General features: G+C 41.3%; 30 protein-coding genes. 10 read left to right on the top strand and 20 right to left on the bottom strand.

The window, feature by feature from the left end; all coding sequences use genetic code 11:
• Positions 1-210 precede the first annotated feature (210 nt).
• The 4 genes from AC30SF_RS08980 to AC30SF_RS08995 all read left to right on the top strand — a co-directional run bounded on the left by AC30SF_RS08980 (position 211) and on the right by AC30SF_RS08995 (position 3,889).
• Positions 211-1,506 carry an NAD(P)/FAD-dependent oxidoreductase gene (locus AC30SF_RS08980; RefSeq protein WP_489608223.1) on the top strand — a complete coding sequence of 432 codons (1,296 nt, stop codon included), beginning with the start codon at positions 211-213 and terminating at the stop codon, positions 1,504-1,506.
• 120 nt (positions 1,507-1,626) lie between these two features.
• Positions 1,627-2,406: an amino acid ABC transporter substrate-binding protein gene (locus AC30SF_RS08985; protein ID WP_209364066.1), complete on the top strand. Its 780-nt coding sequence runs from the start codon at positions 1,627-1,629 to the stop codon at positions 2,404-2,406.
• Positions 2,390-3,112, top strand: a complete 723-nt coding sequence (locus AC30SF_RS08990) for an amino acid ABC transporter permease (RefSeq protein ID WP_021615522.1) — start codon at positions 2,390-2,392, stop codon at positions 3,110-3,112. The genes AC30SF_RS08985 and AC30SF_RS08990 overlap by 17 nt, the downstream gene beginning before the upstream one ends.
• A 9-nt stretch (positions 3,113-3,121) precedes the next feature.
• Positions 3,122-3,889 carry an amino acid ABC transporter ATP-binding protein gene (locus AC30SF_RS08995; protein ID WP_489608224.1) on the top strand — a complete coding sequence of 256 codons (768 nt, stop codon included), beginning with the start codon at positions 3,122-3,124 and terminating at the stop codon, positions 3,887-3,889.
• Between the two features lie 8 nt (positions 3,890-3,897).
• Here the strand turns inward: AC30SF_RS08995 and AC30SF_RS09000 are convergent, their stop codons facing one another.
• The 5 genes from AC30SF_RS09000 to AC30SF_RS09020 all read right to left on the bottom strand — a co-directional run bounded on the left by AC30SF_RS09000 (position 3,898) and on the right by AC30SF_RS09020 (position 6,475).
• Complete coding sequence (locus AC30SF_RS09000) at positions 3,898-4,185, bottom strand: DsrH/TusB family sulfur relay protein (RefSeq protein ID WP_489608225.1); 288 nt, start codon at positions 4,183-4,185, stop codon at positions 3,898-3,900.
• Between the two features lie 2 nt (positions 4,186-4,187).
• The gene (tusC, locus tag AC30SF_RS09005) at positions 4,188-4,550 is read right to left on the bottom strand and encodes a sulfurtransferase complex subunit TusC (protein WP_489608226.1); all 363 of its coding nucleotides are present in this window, start codon (positions 4,548-4,550) and stop codon (positions 4,188-4,190) included.
• Complete coding sequence (gene tusD / locus AC30SF_RS09010; protein ID WP_489608227.1) at positions 4,547-4,924, bottom strand: sulfurtransferase complex subunit TusD; 378 nt, start codon at positions 4,922-4,924, stop codon at positions 4,547-4,549. Before tusD ends, tusC begins: the two co-directional genes overlap by 4 nt.
• 2 nt (positions 4,925-4,926) lie before the next feature.
• The gene (locus AC30SF_RS09015) at positions 4,927-5,595 is read right to left on the bottom strand and encodes a helix-turn-helix transcriptional regulator (protein WP_489608228.1); all 669 of its coding nucleotides are present in this window, start codon (positions 5,593-5,595) and stop codon (positions 4,927-4,929) included.
• An 88-nt stretch (positions 5,596-5,683) separates the two neighbouring features.
• Positions 5,684-6,475 carry an FKBP-type peptidyl-prolyl cis-trans isomerase gene (locus AC30SF_RS09020; RefSeq protein ID WP_296025916.1) on the bottom strand — a complete coding sequence of 264 codons (792 nt, stop codon included), beginning with the start codon at positions 6,473-6,475 and terminating at the stop codon, positions 5,684-5,686.
• An 87-nt stretch (positions 6,476-6,562) separates the two neighbouring features.
• Here AC30SF_RS09020 and AC30SF_RS09025 point away from each other — a divergent pair, with 87 nt between their 5' ends.
• Complete coding sequence (locus AC30SF_RS09025) at positions 6,563-6,784, top strand: SlyX family protein (RefSeq protein ID WP_021615529.1); 222 nt, start codon at positions 6,563-6,565, stop codon at positions 6,782-6,784.
• 59 nt (positions 6,785-6,843) lie between these two features.
• Here the strand turns inward: AC30SF_RS09025 and pgdx are convergent, their stop codons facing one another.
• On the bottom strand, positions 6,844-7,572 hold the full coding sequence (gene pgdx, locus AC30SF_RS09030; RefSeq protein ID WP_033002419.1) for a hybrid peroxiredoxin PGdx: 729 nt from the start codon (positions 7,570-7,572) through the stop codon (positions 6,844-6,846).
• Between the two features lie 158 nt (positions 7,573-7,730).
• On the opposite strand from pgdx, the gene oxyR reads away from it, so the two are divergent.
• Genes oxyR through AC30SF_RS09045 form a run of 3 tightly spaced genes read left to right on the top strand, consistent with a single transcriptional unit; the run spans position 7,731 to position 9,752 of the window.
• Positions 7,731-8,624 (top strand): DNA-binding transcriptional regulator OxyR, encoded by an 894-nt coding sequence (gene oxyR / locus AC30SF_RS09035; protein WP_311462710.1) that lies wholly within the window; start codon positions 7,731-7,733, stop codon positions 8,622-8,624.
• An 11-nt stretch (positions 8,625-8,635) separates the two neighbouring features.
• Positions 8,636-9,256: an HTH-type transcriptional repressor FabR gene (gene fabR / locus AC30SF_RS09040; RefSeq protein ID WP_021615532.1), complete on the top strand. Its 621-nt coding sequence runs from the start codon at positions 8,636-8,638 to the stop codon at positions 9,254-9,256.
• Positions 9,252-9,752 (top strand): protein disulfide oxidoreductase, encoded by a 501-nt coding sequence (locus tag AC30SF_RS09045; protein ID WP_489608325.1) that lies wholly within the window; start codon positions 9,252-9,254, stop codon positions 9,750-9,752. The genes fabR and AC30SF_RS09045 overlap by 5 nt, the downstream gene beginning before the upstream one ends.
• A gap of 29 nt (positions 9,753-9,781) precedes the next feature.
• Here the strand turns inward: AC30SF_RS09045 and fadR are convergent, their stop codons facing one another.
• Positions 9,782-10,519, bottom strand: coding sequence for a fatty acid metabolism transcriptional regulator FadR (gene fadR, locus AC30SF_RS09050; RefSeq protein WP_489608229.1), 738 nt, complete (start codon positions 10,517-10,519; stop codon positions 9,782-9,784).
• A gap of 185 nt (positions 10,520-10,704) precedes the next feature.
• Between fadR and nhaB the strand changes: the two genes are divergently transcribed.
• Positions 10,705-12,252 carry a Na(+)/H(+) antiporter NhaB gene (gene nhaB, locus AC30SF_RS09055; RefSeq protein ID WP_314401370.1) on the top strand — a complete coding sequence of 516 codons (1,548 nt, stop codon included), beginning with the start codon at positions 10,705-10,707 and terminating at the stop codon, positions 12,250-12,252.
• A gap of 40 nt (positions 12,253-12,292) precedes the next feature.
• Entirely contained in the window at positions 12,293-12,832 is a 540-nt protein-coding gene (gene dsbB / locus AC30SF_RS09060; RefSeq protein WP_489608230.1) for a disulfide bond formation protein DsbB, read from the top strand.
• Between the two features lie 49 nt (positions 12,833-12,881).
• Here dsbB and smpB read toward each other — a convergent pair whose 3' ends face one another.
• The 13 genes from smpB to rplF all read right to left on the bottom strand — a co-directional run bounded on the left by smpB (position 12,882) and on the right by rplF (position 19,957).
• Positions 12,882-13,364 carry an SsrA-binding protein SmpB gene (gene smpB, locus AC30SF_RS09065; RefSeq protein WP_021615537.1) on the bottom strand — a complete coding sequence of 161 codons (483 nt, stop codon included), beginning with the start codon at positions 13,362-13,364 and terminating at the stop codon, positions 12,882-12,884.
• Between the two features lie 81 nt (positions 13,365-13,445).
• Positions 13,446-13,835, bottom strand: coding sequence for a 50S ribosomal protein L17 (gene rplQ / locus AC30SF_RS09070; RefSeq protein ID WP_033002422.1), 390 nt, complete (start codon positions 13,833-13,835; stop codon positions 13,446-13,448).
• 41 nt (positions 13,836-13,876) lie between these two features.
• Complete coding sequence (locus tag AC30SF_RS09075; RefSeq protein WP_489608231.1) at positions 13,877-14,866, bottom strand: DNA-directed RNA polymerase subunit alpha; 990 nt, start codon at positions 14,864-14,866, stop codon at positions 13,877-13,879.
• A gap of 34 nt (positions 14,867-14,900) precedes the next feature.
• Complete coding sequence (gene rpsD / locus AC30SF_RS09080; RefSeq protein ID WP_021615540.1) at positions 14,901-15,521, bottom strand: 30S ribosomal protein S4; 621 nt, start codon at positions 15,519-15,521, stop codon at positions 14,901-14,903.
• Positions 15,522-15,550: 29 nt separating this feature from the next.
• A complete protein-coding gene (rpsK, locus tag AC30SF_RS09085; RefSeq protein WP_021615541.1) occupies positions 15,551-15,940 on the bottom strand; it encodes a 30S ribosomal protein S11 in 390 nt (129 codons plus the stop codon).
• Between the two features lie 16 nt (positions 15,941-15,956).
• The gene (gene rpsM, locus AC30SF_RS09090; protein ID WP_033002424.1) at positions 15,957-16,313 is read right to left on the bottom strand and encodes a 30S ribosomal protein S13; all 357 of its coding nucleotides are present in this window, start codon (positions 16,311-16,313) and stop codon (positions 15,957-15,959) included.
• Between the two features lie 137 nt (positions 16,314-16,450).
• On the bottom strand, positions 16,451-16,564 hold the full coding sequence (gene rpmJ, locus AC30SF_RS09095; protein WP_021615542.1) for a 50S ribosomal protein L36: 114 nt from the start codon (positions 16,562-16,564) through the stop codon (positions 16,451-16,453).
• A gap of 23 nt (positions 16,565-16,587) precedes the next feature.
• The gene (gene secY, locus AC30SF_RS09100) at positions 16,588-17,913 is read right to left on the bottom strand and encodes a preprotein translocase subunit SecY (protein ID WP_021615543.1); all 1,326 of its coding nucleotides are present in this window, start codon (positions 17,911-17,913) and stop codon (positions 16,588-16,590) included.
• 3 nt (positions 17,914-17,916) lie between these two features.
• Complete coding sequence (rplO, locus tag AC30SF_RS09105) at positions 17,917-18,351, bottom strand: 50S ribosomal protein L15 (RefSeq protein ID WP_021615544.1); 435 nt, start codon at positions 18,349-18,351, stop codon at positions 17,917-17,919.
• 3 nt (positions 18,352-18,354) lie between these two features.
• A complete protein-coding gene (gene rpmD / locus AC30SF_RS09110) occupies positions 18,355-18,534 on the bottom strand; it encodes a 50S ribosomal protein L30 (protein ID WP_005715766.1) in 180 nt (59 codons plus the stop codon).
• A gap of 6 nt (positions 18,535-18,540) precedes the next feature.
• A complete protein-coding gene (gene rpsE / locus AC30SF_RS09115; protein ID WP_021615545.1) occupies positions 18,541-19,041 on the bottom strand; it encodes a 30S ribosomal protein S5 in 501 nt (166 codons plus the stop codon).
• Between the two features lie 15 nt (positions 19,042-19,056).
• Complete coding sequence (rplR, locus tag AC30SF_RS09120) at positions 19,057-19,410, bottom strand: 50S ribosomal protein L18 (protein ID WP_021615546.1); 354 nt, start codon at positions 19,408-19,410, stop codon at positions 19,057-19,059.
• A 13-nt stretch (positions 19,411-19,423) separates the two neighbouring features.
• Complete coding sequence (gene rplF / locus AC30SF_RS09125) at positions 19,424-19,957, bottom strand: 50S ribosomal protein L6 (RefSeq protein WP_005548778.1); 534 nt, start codon at positions 19,955-19,957, stop codon at positions 19,424-19,426.

Genomic DNA, 19,957 nt, shown 5'->3' on the forward strand with positions numbered 1-19,957 from the left:
GGGTTATTATAAAAAATAAAATAAAAGGAATATAGACGTGTATGAGAATTATTTTTATTTTTGTAATGAAGTGGAAGAGCGTTTATTTTTATCAAAGATAGCTTAAAACAGGCATATAATTGACCACACTTTTTCGTGTGTTTGTTCAAATATTGACTTCTCCCCCTTGCGTAGTAATATGCACCCACTTTTCATTACAGGCGTTTATTTATGCTAGCGTTTTCACATCAAGAACATATTGAATCCTATTATTCCGTCACCCGTAACCAACATTTTGAGTTACCGCCCTTAAATCAAAAAGAATCTGCTGACGTGTGCGTTGTTGGTGCAGGCTTTTTCGGTTTATCCACGGCATTAGAACTTGCCGAACAGGGCAAAAGCGTGATCGTACTGGAAGGCGCACGGGTAGGCTTTGGCGCATCAGGGCGTAGTGGCGGTCAGGCCATTAACGGTTTTGAAGACGGCATCGATGAATATATCGAACAAGTAGGCTTGGAAACTGCCCGTAAGCTATGGCAAATGTCCTTAGAAGCCATTGATATTATTGATGAACGCATTGCTAAATACGGTATTCAGTGTGATTGGAAGAAAGGCTATGCCACGTTGGCGCTCAACGAGCGTCGCATGGAAGATTTAATCGCCGTTGAAAAAGCCAGCCACGAGATTTTCGGCTATCAAAATATGCAGCTATGGGACAAGGCAAAACTGGAACAACATCTCGGTAGCAAAATTTATTGTGGTGCGTTGTATGACAGCAATTCCGGCCATTTGCATCCGCTTAATTATTGCTTAGGTTTAGCAAAAGCGTGCTTGGATTTAGGCGTGCGTATTTATGAACAATCGCCTGTGGTGGATTTACGTGAAAAGGCGACAGAAATTGAAGTCATAACGGATAAAAGCCTCGTTATCGCCAAAGATGTGGTGTTGGCGACTAACGCCTACATTGATGTGCTACCAAAAAGTATTCACCGTGGCATTGCCCGCAAAATTTTGCCGGTAGAAAGTTTTATCATCGCTACCGAACCGCTTGATCAAGCCATGGCCGATTCCGTGATCAATAACGGCATGTCTGTGTGTGACAGCAATTATTTGCTGGATTATTACCGTTTAAGCGCCGATAACCGTTTATTATTCGGTAGCGATTCCAGTTCCGAGAAAAACATGATTGAGGTCATGCGACACAATATGTTGCACGTTTTCCCACAGCTGGAAAACGTTAAAATTGATTATGGTTGGGGCGGCCCTATCGACATGACCATCAATTCCAATCCACATTTCGGACGCATTTCACCACATATTTATTTTGCCCACGGCTATTCCGGGCACGGCGTAGCACTCACCGGTTTAGCCGGTCGTATTGTCGCAGAAGCCATTTTAGGCAACGACGAACGCTTGGCTATCTTCACTAAATTAAAAGTGCCTTCAATATTCGGCGGCAAATTAGTGAAGAACCTGGCATTAAAAATCGGCGTGAACTATTACCGTTTCTTGGATAAATACCGCTGATGAATAAATCGGCGGATTTTATTTCTTTCAGTTATAACCTAGAGAAAACAATTATTTTGCTTTCTAAAAACTTACTGTAATAATCCACCGCACTTCCCCTTATCAAAAAAGGAACACTTTATGAAAAAATCATTTATTGCAAAAACATTCTTATTATCCGGTTTAGTTTTCGGCATGGCGACCCAAGCCCTCGCCGGAGAAATTTCTGATCGCGTAGAAAAAACCAAAACCTTATTAGTAGGCACCGAAGGCACTTACGCGCCATTCACCTTCCATGATGACAGCGGTAAATTAACCGGCTTTGACGTAGAAGTGATTGAAGCCGTAGCACAACGTTTAGGCTTAAAAATTCAATTTAACGAAACCCAATGGGATTCCATGTACGCAGGTTTAAACGCCAAACGTTTCGACTTAATCGCCAACCAGACTAACCCAAGCCCGGAGCGTTTGAAAAAATACCTTTACACCGCACCCTATAACTATTCCACTGCGGTTATCGTGACCAAAGAAGGCGACAATAGCATCAAAACTTTTGAAGATTTGAAAGGTAAAAAAGCAGCACAATCCTTAACCAGCAACTACGGCAAAATCGCCAAAGCGAATGGTGCAGAGCTCATCGTCGTCGAAGGTTTGGCACAAGCCTTAAAATTAATTACCCAAGATCGTGCTGAAACTACCGTGAACGACCACTTGGCAGTCTTGGATTACTTCAAGAAACAACCGAATTCCGGTTTGAAAATTGCCGTAAAACGGGATGACAAAGTGCCTTCCGGCTTCGCGGTATTAAAAGGTGAGGAACCGCTGGTCGAAAAAATTAACCAAGCATTGGAAGAGTTAAGAAAAGACGGCACCTTGAAACAAATTTCAATCAAATGGTTCGGCGATGACATTACTCAATAATTTTCTCGCCTCACTTCCCTTTATGAATGCAGAAAGAGCTGATGAAGTCATCAGCTCTTTTTGGCCTATGTTGGAAGCGGCTATTGATAAAACCATTCCGCTAGCCGTGATTTCCTTTTTTGCCGGCGTAGCTATTGCGTTACTGGTGGCACTGATTCGCATTGTGGAAAAACCAAATTTCGGAATGCGTTTATTACAAATTCTTTGCCGCATTTATGTTTCCACCATTCGCGGTACGCCAATGTTGGTGCAGATTTTCATTATTTTCTATGGCTTGCCGGAAGTAGGGATTAAGCTCGATCCGTTCCCCACCGCGATTATCGCCTTTTCCATTAACATTGGCGCTTATGCCTCAGAAACCATTCGCGCGGCGATTTTATCCATTCCGAAAGGACAGTGGGAAGCCTCCTATTCCATCGGCATGAATTATTATCAAACCTTCACACGTACCATCATGCCACAGGCTCTGCGCGTATCGGTGCCACCATTGGCAAATACCTTTATTAGTAACGTAAAAGACACCTCTTTGGCGTCGTTGGTATTGGTGACGGAAATGTTTCGCGTGGCACAAAACATCACCGCAGAAAACTATGAATTTATTATGATTTATAGCGAAGCCGCGCTGATTTACTGGTGCATTTGTTTGATTTTATCCTTTGCACAAGATCGCTTGGAACAACGCCTATCCCGTCATCTCAAGGCCTAAGGAAATCACATGTTAGAAGTGAACAATATTCATAAAACATTTAATGGCAATTCGGTGTTAAAAGGGATCGATTTTCACATTGAAAAAGGCGAAGTCGTGGCGATTCTCGGTCCGTCCGGCTCGGGCAAAACCACCTTTTTACGCTGCCTAAACTTATTGGAACGACCTGAACTTGGCACACTGCGTTTTTGTGATGGAAGTTTAACATTGGATTTTTCTCACAAAATCAGCAAAGCCGATGAATTGAAATTACGTCGTCGCTCTTCCATGGTATTTCAGCAATACAATTTGTTCCCCCATCGCACTGCACTTGAAAATGTGATGGAAGGCATGGTTGTAGTGCAAAAGAAAAGCAAAGCGGAAGCGGAACAACGTGCCGTGGAATTGCTCACCAAGGTGGGCTTAAAAGATAAAATGCAGTTGTATCCGTCGCAACTTTCCGGTGGCCAGCAGCAACGAGTAGGCATTGCCCGAGCATTAGCAGTTCAACCGGATATTATTTTGCTAGATGAACCGACCTCGGCGTTGGATCCAGAATTAGTGGGCGAAGTGCTACAAACCTTAAAACTGCTGGCACAAGAAGGCTGGACAATGATTATCGTCACCCATGAAATGCAATTTGCCCGTGATGTGGCCGATCGCGTCATTTTAATGGCTGACGGGAATGTAGTGGAACAAAACAGCGCACGCGAATTTTTTGAAAATCCACAACATGAACGCACTAAGCAATTCTTGTTGCAGGCAAAAATTCCCGTTTGCGTGGAATATGAAATTTAACCCATTTTTTATAGCGCAATTTGCGGAAAATATTGTTCGCTGAGCGCAACAAAATCCGCTAACGAAATGGACCGCACTTTTGCATCATTTGGCAGAAGTGCGGTTAAATTTCTCGCCAAAATATCGTTCTCTAAGGCAAAACAGGAAGCATGACAACGCACCAACACATCCGCTTGTTTTAACGCCAATAACACGCCATCTTGCCATAACACCACCGCATCCTGCGCCGTAGCATTCAGCAAATAATGTTCCAGTTCTGTTTGTGAATAATGGGCTTGAGAAAAAGTATAAAGCATAATCAAAAAGTCAGAATTTTTTCACATTGTTGCAGGATTTGTAACACCTGTTGGCGCGGTATTACATCACAATCCAAGACGAAATCCGACGATGTCAGCTGAAATTGTTGCAGTGAATCGGCACACACATAACGCTGTTCAATGTCGTATAAATCCAATAATTTCAACGCACTTGCCGTGTCTTTTTGCAAGACGGCTTCCGCTTGTTGCTGTTTTTGCAAGCTCAACACGCCGTCATCTAGGAAAAACACCGTAATGTCTTCTTCCGCACAAAATGCCGTCGCAGCAAGCAGCGCATCTAATCCTTCCCGCGTATTGGTCGTGCCGTAAGGCGCATGACGAAAAATAAAGGCAAGTTTACTCATAGGGTAATCACCCGATCAGCTTGAAGCAAGGCTTGGCTAAACTCACCTAAGCCGGCAAGTTGAAAAACGTCCGCCAAACTGACCGCACTTTTATCCGCCGCCGAATCGCTGTCCACCACACCGCGGCGTTGCGCTGCGGCAACACATAAATGCAACGGTACATTAAACTGACGAGAAAACGCTTGCCATGCTTTGACTAAATTGAATTCATCATTGGCGGGATACACCAGGGCGTTGCCATTGCTGACACCGTCTTGATAGAAAAAGATTTGGCGGATGTGATGTTTGTGAACCAGTTCTTGCGCTAACTGATACGCAAGAAAAGCGCCTTGGCTCCCATAAACCGGCTGTTTAACCACCAATACATAATCCATGATTACTCGTCCTGATCCTGTTTAATTTGGCGAATGTATAAATACACGGTATGGCGGGAAATATTAAGGCGTTCCGCCACCAAATTGATGGCATCTTTAATGTCGAAAATGCCTTTTTCATACAACGAAACGACGATTTGGCGGTTTTTATTATTATTTGCCACCATACGGTTGGAAGTCACTTCCTCAATGGTTTTTTCCACGGTTTGAACCACCAGTTCTTCCACCGAACTGGCAAAGTTCACCGCAGAGGTTTCACTGTAATCCGATGCCGGAATAAAGTTTTGTAGGAATTGCGACATGGGCACATCTAAATTAATATTGATGCAAAGCAGGCCAATAATGCGTTTTGTGCTGTTACGAATCGCGATAGTCACTGACTTCATCAAGCCACTGCTTTTCTTAGCGCGGGTAAAATACGGTTTGCTGACGCTTTCCGATTTCATATTGTGCAAGGAACGCAATGCGAGATCCGTCATAGGCGAGCCCACTTGGCGGTTGGTGTTATGTCCGTTAGCAATGTAAATGGCAGAGTGTTCTAAATCCTCAAAAGAATGGAGAACGATTTCACAATGTTGCCCGATGAGCGCACTGACACCGTCAACCACGGCAATATAGGAATTTAAAATTGTGCGATCTTCGTCGGTAAAAGGGCGTTTATCCGTTAACATGAATGTGCATATGCATTTTATTCAAATAAGAAACCGCACTTTTAAATGCAAGGCTCTAAAAGTGCGGTCATTTTTTCAAAGGTTTGAATTATTTTTTCTCTGGAATCACATCTAAGACTTCGACATCAAAATAGAGTGTCGCATTCGGTGGGATGCTCGCACCCGCACCTTCTTTGCCATACGCTAAATCAGCCGGTAATACTAATTCAATCTTACCGCCTTTTTTCACTAATTGCAGGCCTTCAGTCCAACCTTTAATCACTTGATTTAACGGGAATTCTGCCGGTACGTTACGTTCACGTGAACTGTCAAATACGGTGCCGTCCGCTAATTTACCGGTGTAATGTACTTTAACGACATCTGTTTCTTTGATCGGATTGCCTTTACCTGCATCAACAACGCGGTATAACAAGCCGGATGGTGTTTTCTTCACGCCGTCTTTTTTCGCAAATTCTTCTGCGAATTTTTTACCTTCTTCTTCCGCTTTCTTCGCTGCTGCTGCGAATCTTTCTTCGCTTGCGGCTTTTAATTTGCCATCAATTTCTTGTAAGACAGAGGTAATTTCTTTATTATTTTCTAACTTAACTTTGCCGCCTAGCACGTCTGCAATACCGGCAACGACTTTATCACTGTTGTAATCGATCACGCCTTTTTGTGCATCAATTAAACCTTGTAAATCTGAACCAAACAAAACACCAACCGCGTAAGAAGCTTCGTCATTAAATGAACCGGCTTTTTTGACCTCTGCCGCTTTCATTTCAGTCGCTTCTGCTTTTGCGGCCTCCGGTTTTACCTCAGTTTGCGTATCGGCAAATGCATTGGCAGAAAGAACGCTTGCGAGCATAAGTGCAACAGTTGATAATTTTTGAAATTTTAACATGATGTTAGATCCTTTATAATACATGAAACACGAAGTCATAGAGTAAAACGGATTCAATAAATTCACAACATTTATTTAGGAATTATTATGTCGATATCGAAAAATTTAGAACCACGAATTGCCGAATTAGAAATGAAATTGACTTTCCAAGAAACTATCATTGAAGAATTGAATCAAGCGCTTATCGAACAACAATTTCTAATTGATAAAATGCAGGTACAACTTCGTTATTTAGTGAATAAACTGAAAGATGTACAACCCTCCAACATTGCCACTCAGGCAGAAGAAACCCCACCGCCGCATTATTAATGTAAAAAAGGGCGCTATATTTAGCGCCCAAAAGAAGGGTTTTCTTATTGTTGTTGGAATTATTTTGCGAAGTACGCTTCTAAATCATCGCTACCGCCAATATGTTTACCACCGATAAATACTTGCGGCACAGTTGCACGGCCGGAAACTGCACGTACACTTACGATAGTAGCATCATGACCTAACACGATTTCTTCAAAGTTCAAGCCTTTTTCATGTAACATTTGTTTTGCTTTCGCACAGAACGGGCAGCCCGGTTTAGTGAAGATTGCAACAGATTCTTGAATTTGGTGTTGTGGTGCGATGTATTTCAACATAGTATCTGCATCAGATACTTTGAACGGATCGCCCGGCTCGTTTGGCTCAACAAACATTTTTTCTACTACGCCGTTTTTCACGAGCATAGAATAACGCCATGAACGTTTACCGAAACCTAAATCTTCTTTACCTACCAACATACCCATGCCTTCGGTAAATTCACCGTTACCATCCGGAACAAAAGTAATGTTTTCTGCTTTTTCATCCTCTTTCCATGCATTCATAACGAAAGTATCGTTCACGGAAACCACAAGAATGTCGTCAACGCCGTATTTTTTGAATACTGGTGCTAATTCATTGTAGCGTGGTAAGTGAGAAGAAGAGCAAGTTGGGGTAAATGCGCCCGGTAAAGAGAAAACGATAACGGTTTTGTTATCAAATAATTCAGACGAAGTTACATCAACCCATTTGTCACCTTGACGAGTACGGAATGTAACCTGAGGAACTTTTTTTCCTTCCATAGTAGACATAAGTTTTTCTCCTATTCTATAAGTGTTGCTATGAATTAGAAAGCCAACCTAAATTACAGGCAGTTTCTAAAGATGGTGTGAATTATAGATAAAATTGTGATATAGTCACAATCAATTAATTCTATTCTTTTAATTGCTACTTTCTATAATGAGGACATATGAATATCCGTGATTTAGAATACCTTGTTGCCCTTGCAGAACACAAGCATTTTCGTCGTGCAGCAGACGCCTGTCATGTGAGCCAACCGACGCTAAGCGGTCAAATTCGCAAATTAGAAGACGAACTTGGCATCATTTTATTGGAACGTACCAGTCGTAAAGTACTCTTTACACAATCGGGTTTATTGTTGGTAGATCAGGCTAAAACCGTGTTGCGTGAAGTGAAACTCTTGAAAGAAATGGCAAGTAACCAAGGCAAAGAAATGACCGGTCCGTTACACGTTGGCGTGATCCCGACAATAGGTCCTTATTTAATGCCTCACATTGTCCCGGCATTACAAAATGCGTTCCCGGATTTGGAACTCTTTCTCTACGAAGCGCAGACCCATCAATTATTGGAGCAGCTTGAAACCGGCCGCTTAGATTGCGCCATTGTGGCATCCGTACGTGAAACCGAACCGTTTATTGAAGTATCATTATTTAAAGAAAGAATGTTATTGGCCGTTGCTGAAAATCATCCTTGGGCAAAAGAACAAACCATTCCAATGTCCATGTTAAAAGATCGTGAAATGTTAATGCTCGATGATGGTCACTGCCTGCGCAACCAAGCCCTTGGCTATTGTTTTACTGCCGGTGCAAAAGAAAATTCTCATTTCCAAGCGACCAGTTTGGAAACCTTGCGTAATATGGTCGCAGCCAATGCCGGCATGACCTTAATGCCGGAGTTAGCCGTGCTAAGCGAAGGTGAACGCGGCGGCGTAAAATATTTGCCATGCCAACCCGAACCTTCTCGAGATGTTATTTTGGTTTATCGCCCCGGCTCACCGCTCCGCGCTCGTTATGAACGCATTGCCGAGGCTATTGCGAATTCGGTTAAATCGATTTTATCTTAACGGAGCATTTCATGGTCGGTATTCGCGCGCAGCAAAAAGAAAAAACCCGTCGCGCACTCATTGATGCGGCATTTAACCAACTGACGGCGGAAAAAAGCTTTTCCAACCTGAGTTTAAGGGAAGTTTCCCGTGAAGCCGGCATCGCGCCGACCTCGTTTTATCGCCACTTCCGTGACATGGACGAATTAGGCTTAACGATGGTGGATGAAGCAGGTTTAACCCTTCGCCAACTCATGCGTCAAGCCCGTAAACGCATTGCCAGCGGCGGGAGTGTGATTGTCATTTCAGTGGAAACGTTCTTTGAATTTATCCACAACAGCCCAAACGTCTTCCGCTTATTGTTACGAGAAAGTTCCGGCACCTCACAAGCTTTTCGTACGGCGGCGGCTCGAGAGATTAAGCATTTCATTGATGAACTCTCGGAATACATCGCACGCAAAAATAATTATTCGCAATATATCGCTTATGTACAGGCAGAAGGCATGGTGACCATCGTATTCACCGCTGGTGCCAATGCGTTAGATATGAGCAAAGCGGAACGGGAACAGCTAAAAGAGCGGTTGATTTTACAGCTTAGAATGTTAGCCAAAGGAACAAAGCACGAAGCAAGAGATCGCCGTGAAAGCCATTAACTACAAAAAATTTCTCAAAAACATCCTTTCGCTATTTCTCACCTTGCTGGTGATGAGTAACCTCATGGATTTTATTCGTAAACCGACTGTGCCGGAAGATATTAACGCAACGGCATTATACGATTTGCAAGGGAATCCGTTTTTTCTACCACAACTGGCGCAGGACAAACCCACTATTGTCTATTTTTGGGGAACCTGGTGTGGTTATTGCCGTTACACCTCGCCGACAATTAACACGCTGGCAAAAGAAGGCTATCCTATTGTTTCCATTGCCTTACGTTCTGGTTCTACGCAGGATGTCACTGATTATCTCAAAGAACATCAATACGAATTTACGACTGTCAATGATCCCCATGGTGCACTGGCAAATCAATGGGGTGTGAATGTGACACCGACGATTATTCTTTTGCATCAAGGTAAAATGGACTTAGCCACAACAGGCTGGACAAGCTACTGGGGATTAAAAGTGCGGTTATTTTTAACCACGTTTTTATAGGATAGGCTTAGCTGACTCACGACGTCATTTTACTTAAGCGACTCTGCTGCAAAATTCGCTGGTAATTGCGTCTGCATACTTGCCCAAATCGCTCCGCTGTCCTTGCCATACTGCAATACGCAAGGTGCCACCTCATCGATGGCTTGACGTTGGCAAATGTCCATCAAATTTGCATAAAAACGCTTTGCCAAAAGGCGTGCTTCTGCATTTTGGAAGTAAAACATGCCAATATGGGAATACAAATTCTTGAAACTATTTAAAATTAAACCATACACCGGATTATCAGAAGCAAACGCAAGGTTACGGAAGACGTCATAGTCAAATTTTGTGTAATCTTCCGCAGTATCTTGTAATGTATCTAACGGTTGTAAAATGCGTAAAGATTGTTCCGGTGCCCGTCTAAAGGCTTTGGGAATGTAAATCATAGAAATATCGGTACGTGCCGAACGCATATTTGCAATAAGCGAAGGCTGACGAGTGCCATCCAATTGAATCATGGTTTCTAGAATATTTAAACCGGAGGTTTCCCAAATATCATTAACTTTTGTCGGCTTACCGTGTTGAATATTTAACCAGCCATCTCGCGCTAAGCGTTGTAACACTTCACGTAATGTGGTGCGCGTCACACCAATTTTATCTGCTAATTCCCGCTCTGCCGGTAAATCTGATCCCGGTGGAAAATGATGACTCCAAATACTCTTCACAATATATTCTTCAGCTAAGGCAGCGGGACTTTGTGCCTTCAGGAGAGGAGGGGTATTATTCATAAGATTCTTGTTCAATAAGTAATAACAGCGTCCTTATTATCGTTGAAACTGCTAGACATTACAATGAGATAATTATTTGGTAAATTCATTGACATCATTTAGGATTTTTGACACAGTTAAAATTTAATTTAACTAGAATAGCGTCGTTTAGCGTTATTTGATATTCGATGTAGGGGACATCATTTATGGATGATCGTAGTTATACACAAGCATTTCTTAAAAACTTTTTGGGAACCAGTCCGGATTGGTACAAAATCACCATCATTACCTTTCTTATCCTCAACCCGATTTTATTTTTCATCACGCCCTTTTGGGCCGGTTGGTTATTAGTTGTTGAATTTATTTTTACCTTGGGTATGGCATTAAAATGCTACCCGTTACAACCTGGTGGTTTGCTTGCCATTGAAGCAATCATTATCGGTATGACAAAACCGGAACACATAAAAGCAGAAGTCTTGGCTAATTTTGAAGTAATTTTGTTATTAATGTTTATGGTAGCAGGCATTTACTTCATGAAGCAATTATTGCTCTTTGTCTTCACCAAGTTATTGCTCAATATTCGCTCAAAACTGGTCTTATCATTGGCATTTTGCTTTAGTGCGGCGTTTTTATCTGCCTTTTTAGATGCATTAACCGTCGTTGCGGTAATTATCAGTGTCGCCATGGGATTTTACGGTGTATATCACAAAGTTGCTTCCGGTGGGACATTTTACGATTCTACAGATATCACTAATGACGAAAAAATCGGTAACCATCATGAAACCTTAGAACAATTCCGCGCCTTTTTACGCAGCTTAATGATGCATGCCGGCGTTGGTACAGCATTAGGCGGAGTAATGACCATGGTGGGTGAGCCTCAAAATTTGATTATTGCCGATCAAGCAGGTTGGAACTTTGTTGAATTCTTCTTCCGTATGGCACCGGTGACTGTGCCCGTATTTATTTGCGGTATCTTAACCTGTGTCTTGTTAGAAAAATTTCACTTGTTTGGCTACGGAGCAAAATTACCACAAAAAGTCTGGGAAGTTCTGGCTGATTTTGATCGTGCCAATATGAAAAAACTAACCAAACAAGAACGTTTGAAACTCATTATCCAAGCAATAATTGGGGTTTGGTTAATTGTTGGATTGGCTTTTCACTTGGCTTCAGTGGGTTTAATCGGACTAAGTATTATCATTCTATGCACCTCGTTCTGTGGCATTACCAGCGAACACGCATTGGGTAAAGCATTCCAAGAATCCTTACCGTTTACCGCACTTTTAGTTGTATTCTTCACGATTGTTGCTGTTATTATCGACCAAAAACTTTTCGCACCAATTATTCATTATGTTCTATCGGCAGAAGAAAGTACTCAACTCACCTTATTTTATGCTTTCAATGGTTTACTTTCTGCTATTTCCGATAACGTATTTGTAGCAACGGTGTACATTAACGAAGCGAAAAACGCATTATCTGCGAATATTATCCCACCACATCAATTTGAGTTGTTAGCTGTTGCGATTAATACCGGAACTAACTTGCCTTCAGTTGCAACACCTAACGGACAAGCGGCGTTCTTGTTTCTGTTGACATCATCGCTTGCGCCCCTAATTAACCTATCTTATGGTAGAATGGTTTACATGGCATTGCCTTATACTATTGTGCTGTCTTTAGTAGGTTTATTTGCCGTAGAATATATTTTGCCATCAATGACTATTTGGCTAGCCAATTTAGGTTTAATTATGCCAATTTAATAAATTTGAAGGTTAATTAAAATAGAGAGGAAAAAACGCAATGCTACATTTTTTCAAAACACTTTCCGTCCAACGTTCCGGTTGGTTATTGTTATTGATTTCAGCATTAGCGTTAGAAGGCACCGCACTTTATTTCCAGTATGGCATGGGCTTACAGCCCTGCGTAATGTGTATTTATGAACGTGTGGCATTATTTGGTATCGCCTTTGCCGGCATAATCGGCCTAATTGCCCCACGTTTTTTAATCATGCGCGTATTGGCATTAATCGTTGCTTTTTTAAGTGCGGTAAAAGGATTATTTATTTCGATCAAACACGTCGACTACCAACTTCACCCAGCACCTTGGAATCAATGTTCTTACTTACCTGAATTTCCACAAACCTTACCATTGGATCAATGGTTCCCGGTCTTATTTCATCCCACAGGTTCTTGCAGTGACGAAGTATGGTCTTGGCTAGGGCTTTCTATGGCACAATGGATTGTGGTGATATTTGCAGTGTATTTACTGATATTCCTCTTCATTTTAATCAGTCAATTCAAACGCGTTGAAATCCATCAAAGCAGACGCTTATTTAAATAATCAGTTATAAATAACCTAAATCTCAAGATTTGGGTTATTTTTATATTGGTTAACCTTTATTTGAATTCTTCATAATACGATCTTTCGCAACGCGCCACTCGCGTTCTTTGATATCATCACGCTTATCATGTTGCTTCTTCCCTTTCGCTAAACCAATTTTGATTTTAGCCCAGGCACCTTTCCAATATAAAGAAAGCGCAATCAACGTAAATCCATCTCGGTTTGTTTTCCCAAATAAAGAATCTAACTCACGTTGTTTTAAGAGCAACTTACGTGTACGACTCGGATCACAAACAATATGTGTAGAAGCTACGCTGAGAGGTTGTATCATTGAGCCAAACAAAAAGGCTTCACCATTTTTGAAAATAACATAGCTATCACTAATATTTACCTTACCTGCTCGCATAGACTTTACTTCCCAACCTTGTAGCTCAAGTCCTGCTTCGATTTCATCTTCAATAAAGTAATCATGTCTAGCGCGTTTATTTAAGGCAATTGTATTACTACCAAGTTTTACTTTTTTCTTTGTCATTTTTTGAAATCCAAATTAATTAGTAAAAAAAAGACTGAAGACTATACAGCCTTCAGTCTTTAGTTTTAGTAGAATGAACTTTTATTCCGCCGCTACTTCTTCAGAAGAAACTTCAGGACGATCAACTAATTCAATGTAAGCCATTGGTGCATTATCGCCTGCACGGAAACCACATTTAAGAATGCGGGTGTAACCACCTGCACGTTGTGCAAAACGTGGTCCTAATTCATTAAATAATTTAGCAACAGTTTCAGTGTTGCGTGTACGAGCAAAAGCGAGGCGACGATTTGCCACACTATCTACTTTTGCTAAAGTAATTAACGGTTCAACTACTCGACGTAATTCTTTTGCTTTTGGCAAAGTTGTTTTGATAATCTCATGACCAATCAAAGAACTTGCCATATTACGAAACATCGCTTGGCGATGACTGCTATTACGGTTGAGTTGACGACCACTCTTACGATGGCGCATAACCTTATCCTTCTCAGAAAAATCTTAAACCTACGACCAAACTAGTCTTCAGCAATACTTGCTGGTGGCCAATTTTCAAGGCGCATACCTAGTGATAAGCCTCTTGAAGCGAGCACATCCTTAATTTCAGTAAGTGATTTCTTACCAAGATTAGGTGTTTTTAATAACTCAACTTCTGTACGTTGTACTAAATCACCGATATAGTGAATTGTTTCTGCTTTCAAACAGTTAGCAGAACGAACTGTCAACTCTAAATCATCAACAGGACGAAGCAGAATCGGATCGAATTCTGGTTTTTCTTCCTTAATTTCAGGTTGACGAACATCTCGCAAATCAACGAATGCATCAAGTTGTTCTGCTAAAATTGTTGCTGCACGACGAATCGCATCTTCAGGATCAATAGTTCCGTTTGTTTCTAGCACAATAACCAACTTATCTAAATCGGTACGCTGTTCAACACGTGCAGCTTCAACATTATAAGCAATACGGTCAACCGGGCTATAACAAGCATCTACTAATAAACGACCAATTGGGCGATCTTCATCCTGATTTTGAACACGAGCTGATGCAGGCACATATCCTCTACCACGTTGCACACGAATACGCATATTAATTGATGCATTCTCGTCAGTTAAGTGGCAAATAACATGCTCAGGATTTACAATTTCAACATCACCATCATGGGTAATATCTGCAGCAACAACAGGGCCAATTCCAGATTTAGTAAGGGTTAGAAGAACATCATCTTTATTTTGTACTTTTACAGCTAAACCTTTTAAGTTTAAAAGCACTTCAAGAATATCTTCCTGTACGCCTTCTTTGCTACTATATTCATGCAAAACACCATCAATTTCTACCTCAGTTACAGCACAACCTGGCATTGAAGATAGAAGAATACGGCGTAATGCATTTCCTAGAGTATGACCGAAACCACGCTCTAATGGCTCTAAGATAATCTTCGCCTGTGTTGAACTAACTTGTTCAATATCAACTAGGCGTGGTTTTAAAAATTCTGTAACAGAACCCTGCATTTTATCCTCTCTTTGCTTCTAAGCACTACTACAATTATTTGGAGTAGAGCTCAACGATCAGATGTTCATTAATGTCTGCTGATAAATCAGAACGCTCAGGAACACGTTTAAATACACCTTCCATTTTAGCAGCATCAACATCCAACCAAGTTGGTTTTTCTTTTTGTTCTGCTAACTCTAACGATGCTTTAATGCGTGCTTGTTTTTTAGATTTTTCACGAACAGCAATTACATCATCAACTGAAACTTGGAAAGATGGAATGTTCACAACACGGCCATTCACAACAATTGCCTTATGACTCACTAACTGACGAGCTTCAGCACGAGTTGCGGCAAATCCCATACGATAAACAACATTATCCAAGCGACCTTCTAACAATACCAATAAGTTCTCACCAGTATTGCCTTTTAGACGATTCGCTTCTTTGTAATAGTTACGGAACTGACGTTCTAAGATACCGTACATACGGCGAACTTTTTGTTTCTCACGTAACTGACTACCATAGTCAGACAAACGTGGTTTACGAGCACCATGTTGACCAGGTGCTGTATCAATTTTACATTTCGAATCAATCGCACGAACGCCTGATTTAAGAAATAAATCAGTACCTTCACGACGGCTGAGCTTGAGTTTAGGACCCAAATATCTTGCCATTTTCTTTCTCCAACTATCCTATTACGTCATTAAACACGACGTTTTTTCGGTGGACGACAACCGTTATGAGGAATCGGAGTCACATCAGTAATATTCGTGATACGGAAACCCGCTGCATTCAATGCACGGATTGTTGATTCACGACCCGGACCCGGACCTTTAACCATAACTTCCAAGTTCTTTAAGCCGAACTCTTTAACGATTTCAGCACAACGTTCTGCAGCAACTTGTGCAGCGAACGGGGTAGATTTACGAGAACCACGGAAACCTGAACCACCTGCGGTTGCCCATGCTAGAGCATTTCCTTGACGGTCAGTAATAGTAACGATTGTATTATTGAAAGATGCGTGAATATGTGCAACGCCATCCACAATTTGTTTTTTTACACGTTTACGTGCACGAATTGGTGTTTTAGCCATTCTTTATTTACCCCGACTATTTTTTGATCGGCTTACGTGGACCCTTACGGGTACGCGCATTAGTTTTAGTACGTTGACCACGTACAGGTAAACTACGACGATGACGTAAACCACGATAACAACCCAAGTCTAAAAGACGCTTGATGTTTAGTGTTACTTCACGGCGTAAATCACCTTCAACGGTAAATTTACCAACTTCGTCACGCAGTTTGTCAATCTGCTCTTCAGACAATTCGCTGATCTTAACATCTTCAGCAATACCCGCTGCAGCACAAATGCTTTTTGAACGAGTCTTACCGATACCATAAATTGCAGTTAAAGCGATTACAGTGTGTTTATGATCAGGAATGTTAATGCCTGCAATACGGGCCACTATGCACTCCTATATTAATTAATTTGACACCCTGATCTTGAAAAGCCCGTTTTCAGGATACTCAAACAGAGTGTCAAGGAAATAAATGAGCTGAGTAGTATAATTACTCAACCGGTTCTTTGCAAGAAAAATATCAATTAACCTTGGCGTTGTTTATGTTTGGGATCGTTACAAAGTACACGAACAACTCCCTCACGTTTAACAATTTTACAGTTACGACATAATTTCTTAACGGAAGCACGAACTTTCATTGCTTATCCCTTTTATAACTGGACTATTGTCCAAAACCTTTAAGGTTTGCTTTTTTCAACGCAGACTCATATTTTGTAGACATTAAATGACTTTGAATCTGTACGATGAAATCCATAATAACCACCACAACAATCAGCAAAGATGTACCACCAAAATAGAATTGAACATTCCAAGCAGATGTCATGATATAAGGAACCAAACAAACGAATGTGACATATAATCCCCCAATAAGGGTCAATCTAGTCATGATCTTATCAATATATCGAGATGTTTGTTCCCCTGGTCTAATTCCAGGTATAAATGCACCTGACTTTTTCAAGTTATCTGCTGTATCCCGAGGATTATATTGCATTGCAGTATAGAAAAAGCTAAAGAAAATAATTGCCACGGCATATATAACTAAGTATAACGGCTGTCCAGGATGTAATAACATTGATAAATCAGTTAACCATTCTAAACTTGAGCCTTGTCCAACCCATTGAGTTAATGTTGCTGGAAAGAGTATTATACTTGATGCAAAAATTGCGGGAATCACGCCTGCCATATTCACTTTTAACGGAAGATGTGAAGTGTGTCCACCCAAAATTTGTCTGCCTTGCTGACGCTTAGCATATTCCACTTTGATTCGTCTCTGCCCTCTTTCGACAAAAACGACAAAATAAGTAACTGCAAAAACAATAACAGCTATCAATAAAAGAACAAGAAAATGCATTTGACCAAGGCGAGCTTGCTCAATCGTTTGACCTACAGCAGCAGGTAAACCAGCAACAATACCCGCAAAAATAATCAAAGAAATACCATTACCAATACCACGCTCTGTAATTTGCTCACCTAACCACATTAAAAACATAGTCCCGGTGACCAAACTAATTACCGCGGTAAAATAGAAGCTAAATCCTAAATTAGGAACTAACCCCGGTAACATATTAGGTAAACCTGTTGAGATACCTACCGCTTGTAAAGTAGCAAGAACAACTGTTGAATAACGTGTATACTTACTAATTTTACGGCGACCAGACTCACCTTCTTTTCTTAGTTCTGCCAGTGCTGGATGAACTGAGGCTAATAGTTGGATAATAATTGATGCCGAAATATAAGGCATAATACCCAAAGCAAAAATAGAAGCTCGACTCAGCGCACCACCAGAGAACATGTTAAACATATCAATGATGGTGCCTTTTTGTTGTTCAATTAACTGAGCCAATACGGCAGCATCTATACCAGGAACCGGAATGAACGAACCAATACGGAAAACTATCAGTGCGCCTAAAACAAATAACAATCTATTCTTAAGCTCACTTTTTCCGCCTTGCGTACTTCTTGCTTGATAGCCTGGTTGCTTAGCCATTAATTATTCCTCGATTGAACCGCCTGCAGCTTCAATTGCTGCCTTGGCACCTTTAGTAACACCTAATCCGCGAACTACTACTTTAGACTTAACTTCACCTGCCAAAATTACTTTAGCAAATTGAATATCCTTAGTTAAAACATTAGCTGCTTTTAATGTTTCTAGAGTTACGATGCCACCTTCAATTTTATTTAGGTCATCTAAACGAACTTCTGCTGTTACTGCAGATTTCATTGAGGTAAAACCAAATTTAGGTAAACGACGGTATAAAGGCATTTGTCCACCTTCAAATCCGCGACGAACACCACCGCCGGTACGGGATTTTTGACCTTTATGACCACGTCCACCGGTTTTACCTAAACCAGAACCGATACCACGACCAAGACGTTTAGCACTATGCTTAGCACCTTCAGCCGGAGATAGAGTATTTAAACGCATCTATTACTCCTCCACTTTAACCATATATGAAATTTGGTTAATCATTCCTCGTACTGCCGGAGTATCAATTAACTCAACAGTATGATGCATATGGCGAAGACCAAGACCACGTAGTGTAGCTTTATGCTTCGGTAAACGAGCAATAGAACTACGAACCTGTGTTACTTTAATAGTTTTAGCCATTATCAATTACCCCAAAATTTCATCAACTGATTTACCACGTTTAGCAGCAACCATTTCTGGTGATTTCATATTTGCTAAAGCATCAATAGTTGCGCGAACAACATTGATTGGGTTAGTTGAACCATATGCTTTTGACAATACGTTACGGACTCCAGCAACCTCTAACACGGCACGCATCGCACCGCCGGCAATAATACCGGTACCCTCACTCGCCGGCTGCATAAAAACGCGCGAACCAGTATGAGTACCCTTAATAGGATGTTGTAACGTACCTTCTGTTAAAGCCACATTAACCATGTTACGACGTGCTTTTTCCATTGCTTTTTGAATCGCTGCAGGAACTTCACGTGCTTTACCATATCCAAAACCTACTCGGCCATTACCATCACCTACCACAGTCAATGCGGTAAAGCTCATGATACGACCACCCTTTACAGTTTTAGATACGCGGTTTACCGCAATTAGCTTCTCTTGCAGTTCACCAGCTTGTTTTTCGATGTTTGACATCTCAAATTACCTCAATTAGAACTGTAGACCAGCTTCACGGGCTGCATCCGCTAAAGATTGGATACGGCCATGATATTTAAAACCAGAACGATCAAAAGCTACGCCTTTAATGCCTTTTGCTAATGCTCTTTCTGCAACGGCCTTACCTACAACTGCAGCAGCATCTTTATTTCCGGTATATTTCACTTGCTCTTTAATTGCTTTCTCAACAGTAGAAGCAGCCGCAAGCACTTCCGAACCGTTTGGTGCGATGACTTGGGCGTAAATATGGCGTGGAGTACGGTGAACAACTAAACGAGTTACACCCTGCTCTCTCATCATATGACGCGCACGAGCCGCACGACGGATACGAGCTGATTTCTTATCCATAGTGTTACCTTAATTATTTCTTCTTAGCTTCTTTAATACGCACCACTTCATCAGCGTAGCGTACCCCTTTACCTTTATACGGCTCAGGGCGACGATAAGCACGAATATCTGCAGCAACTTGACCAATTAACTGTTTATCTGAACCTTTCAAAACAATTTCAGTTTGAGAAGGACATTCAGCAGTAATTCCTGCAGGTAAAACATGCTCAACAGGATGAGAAAATCCAAGACTTAAAGCAACAGCGTTTCCTTTAATTTGTGCTCTATAACCTACACCAACTAATTGTAGTTTTCTTGTAAATCCTTCAGTAACGCCAATAACCATAGAATTAACTAGCGCTCTCGCAGTACCAGACTGCGCATTACCGCCCTCAACACCCTCACGTGGTGAAAATGTCAATTCGTTATTTTCATGTTTAACTTCTACTGAATGATGAATAGAGCGAGATAACTCACCATTTTTACCTTTAATTGTTAGCAACTGTCCGTTAAGTTTTACCTCAACGCCGGCAGGAATACTAACAGGTGCTTTTGCAACACGAGACAT

The organism is Aggregatibacter valvarum (assembly GCF_980468985.1).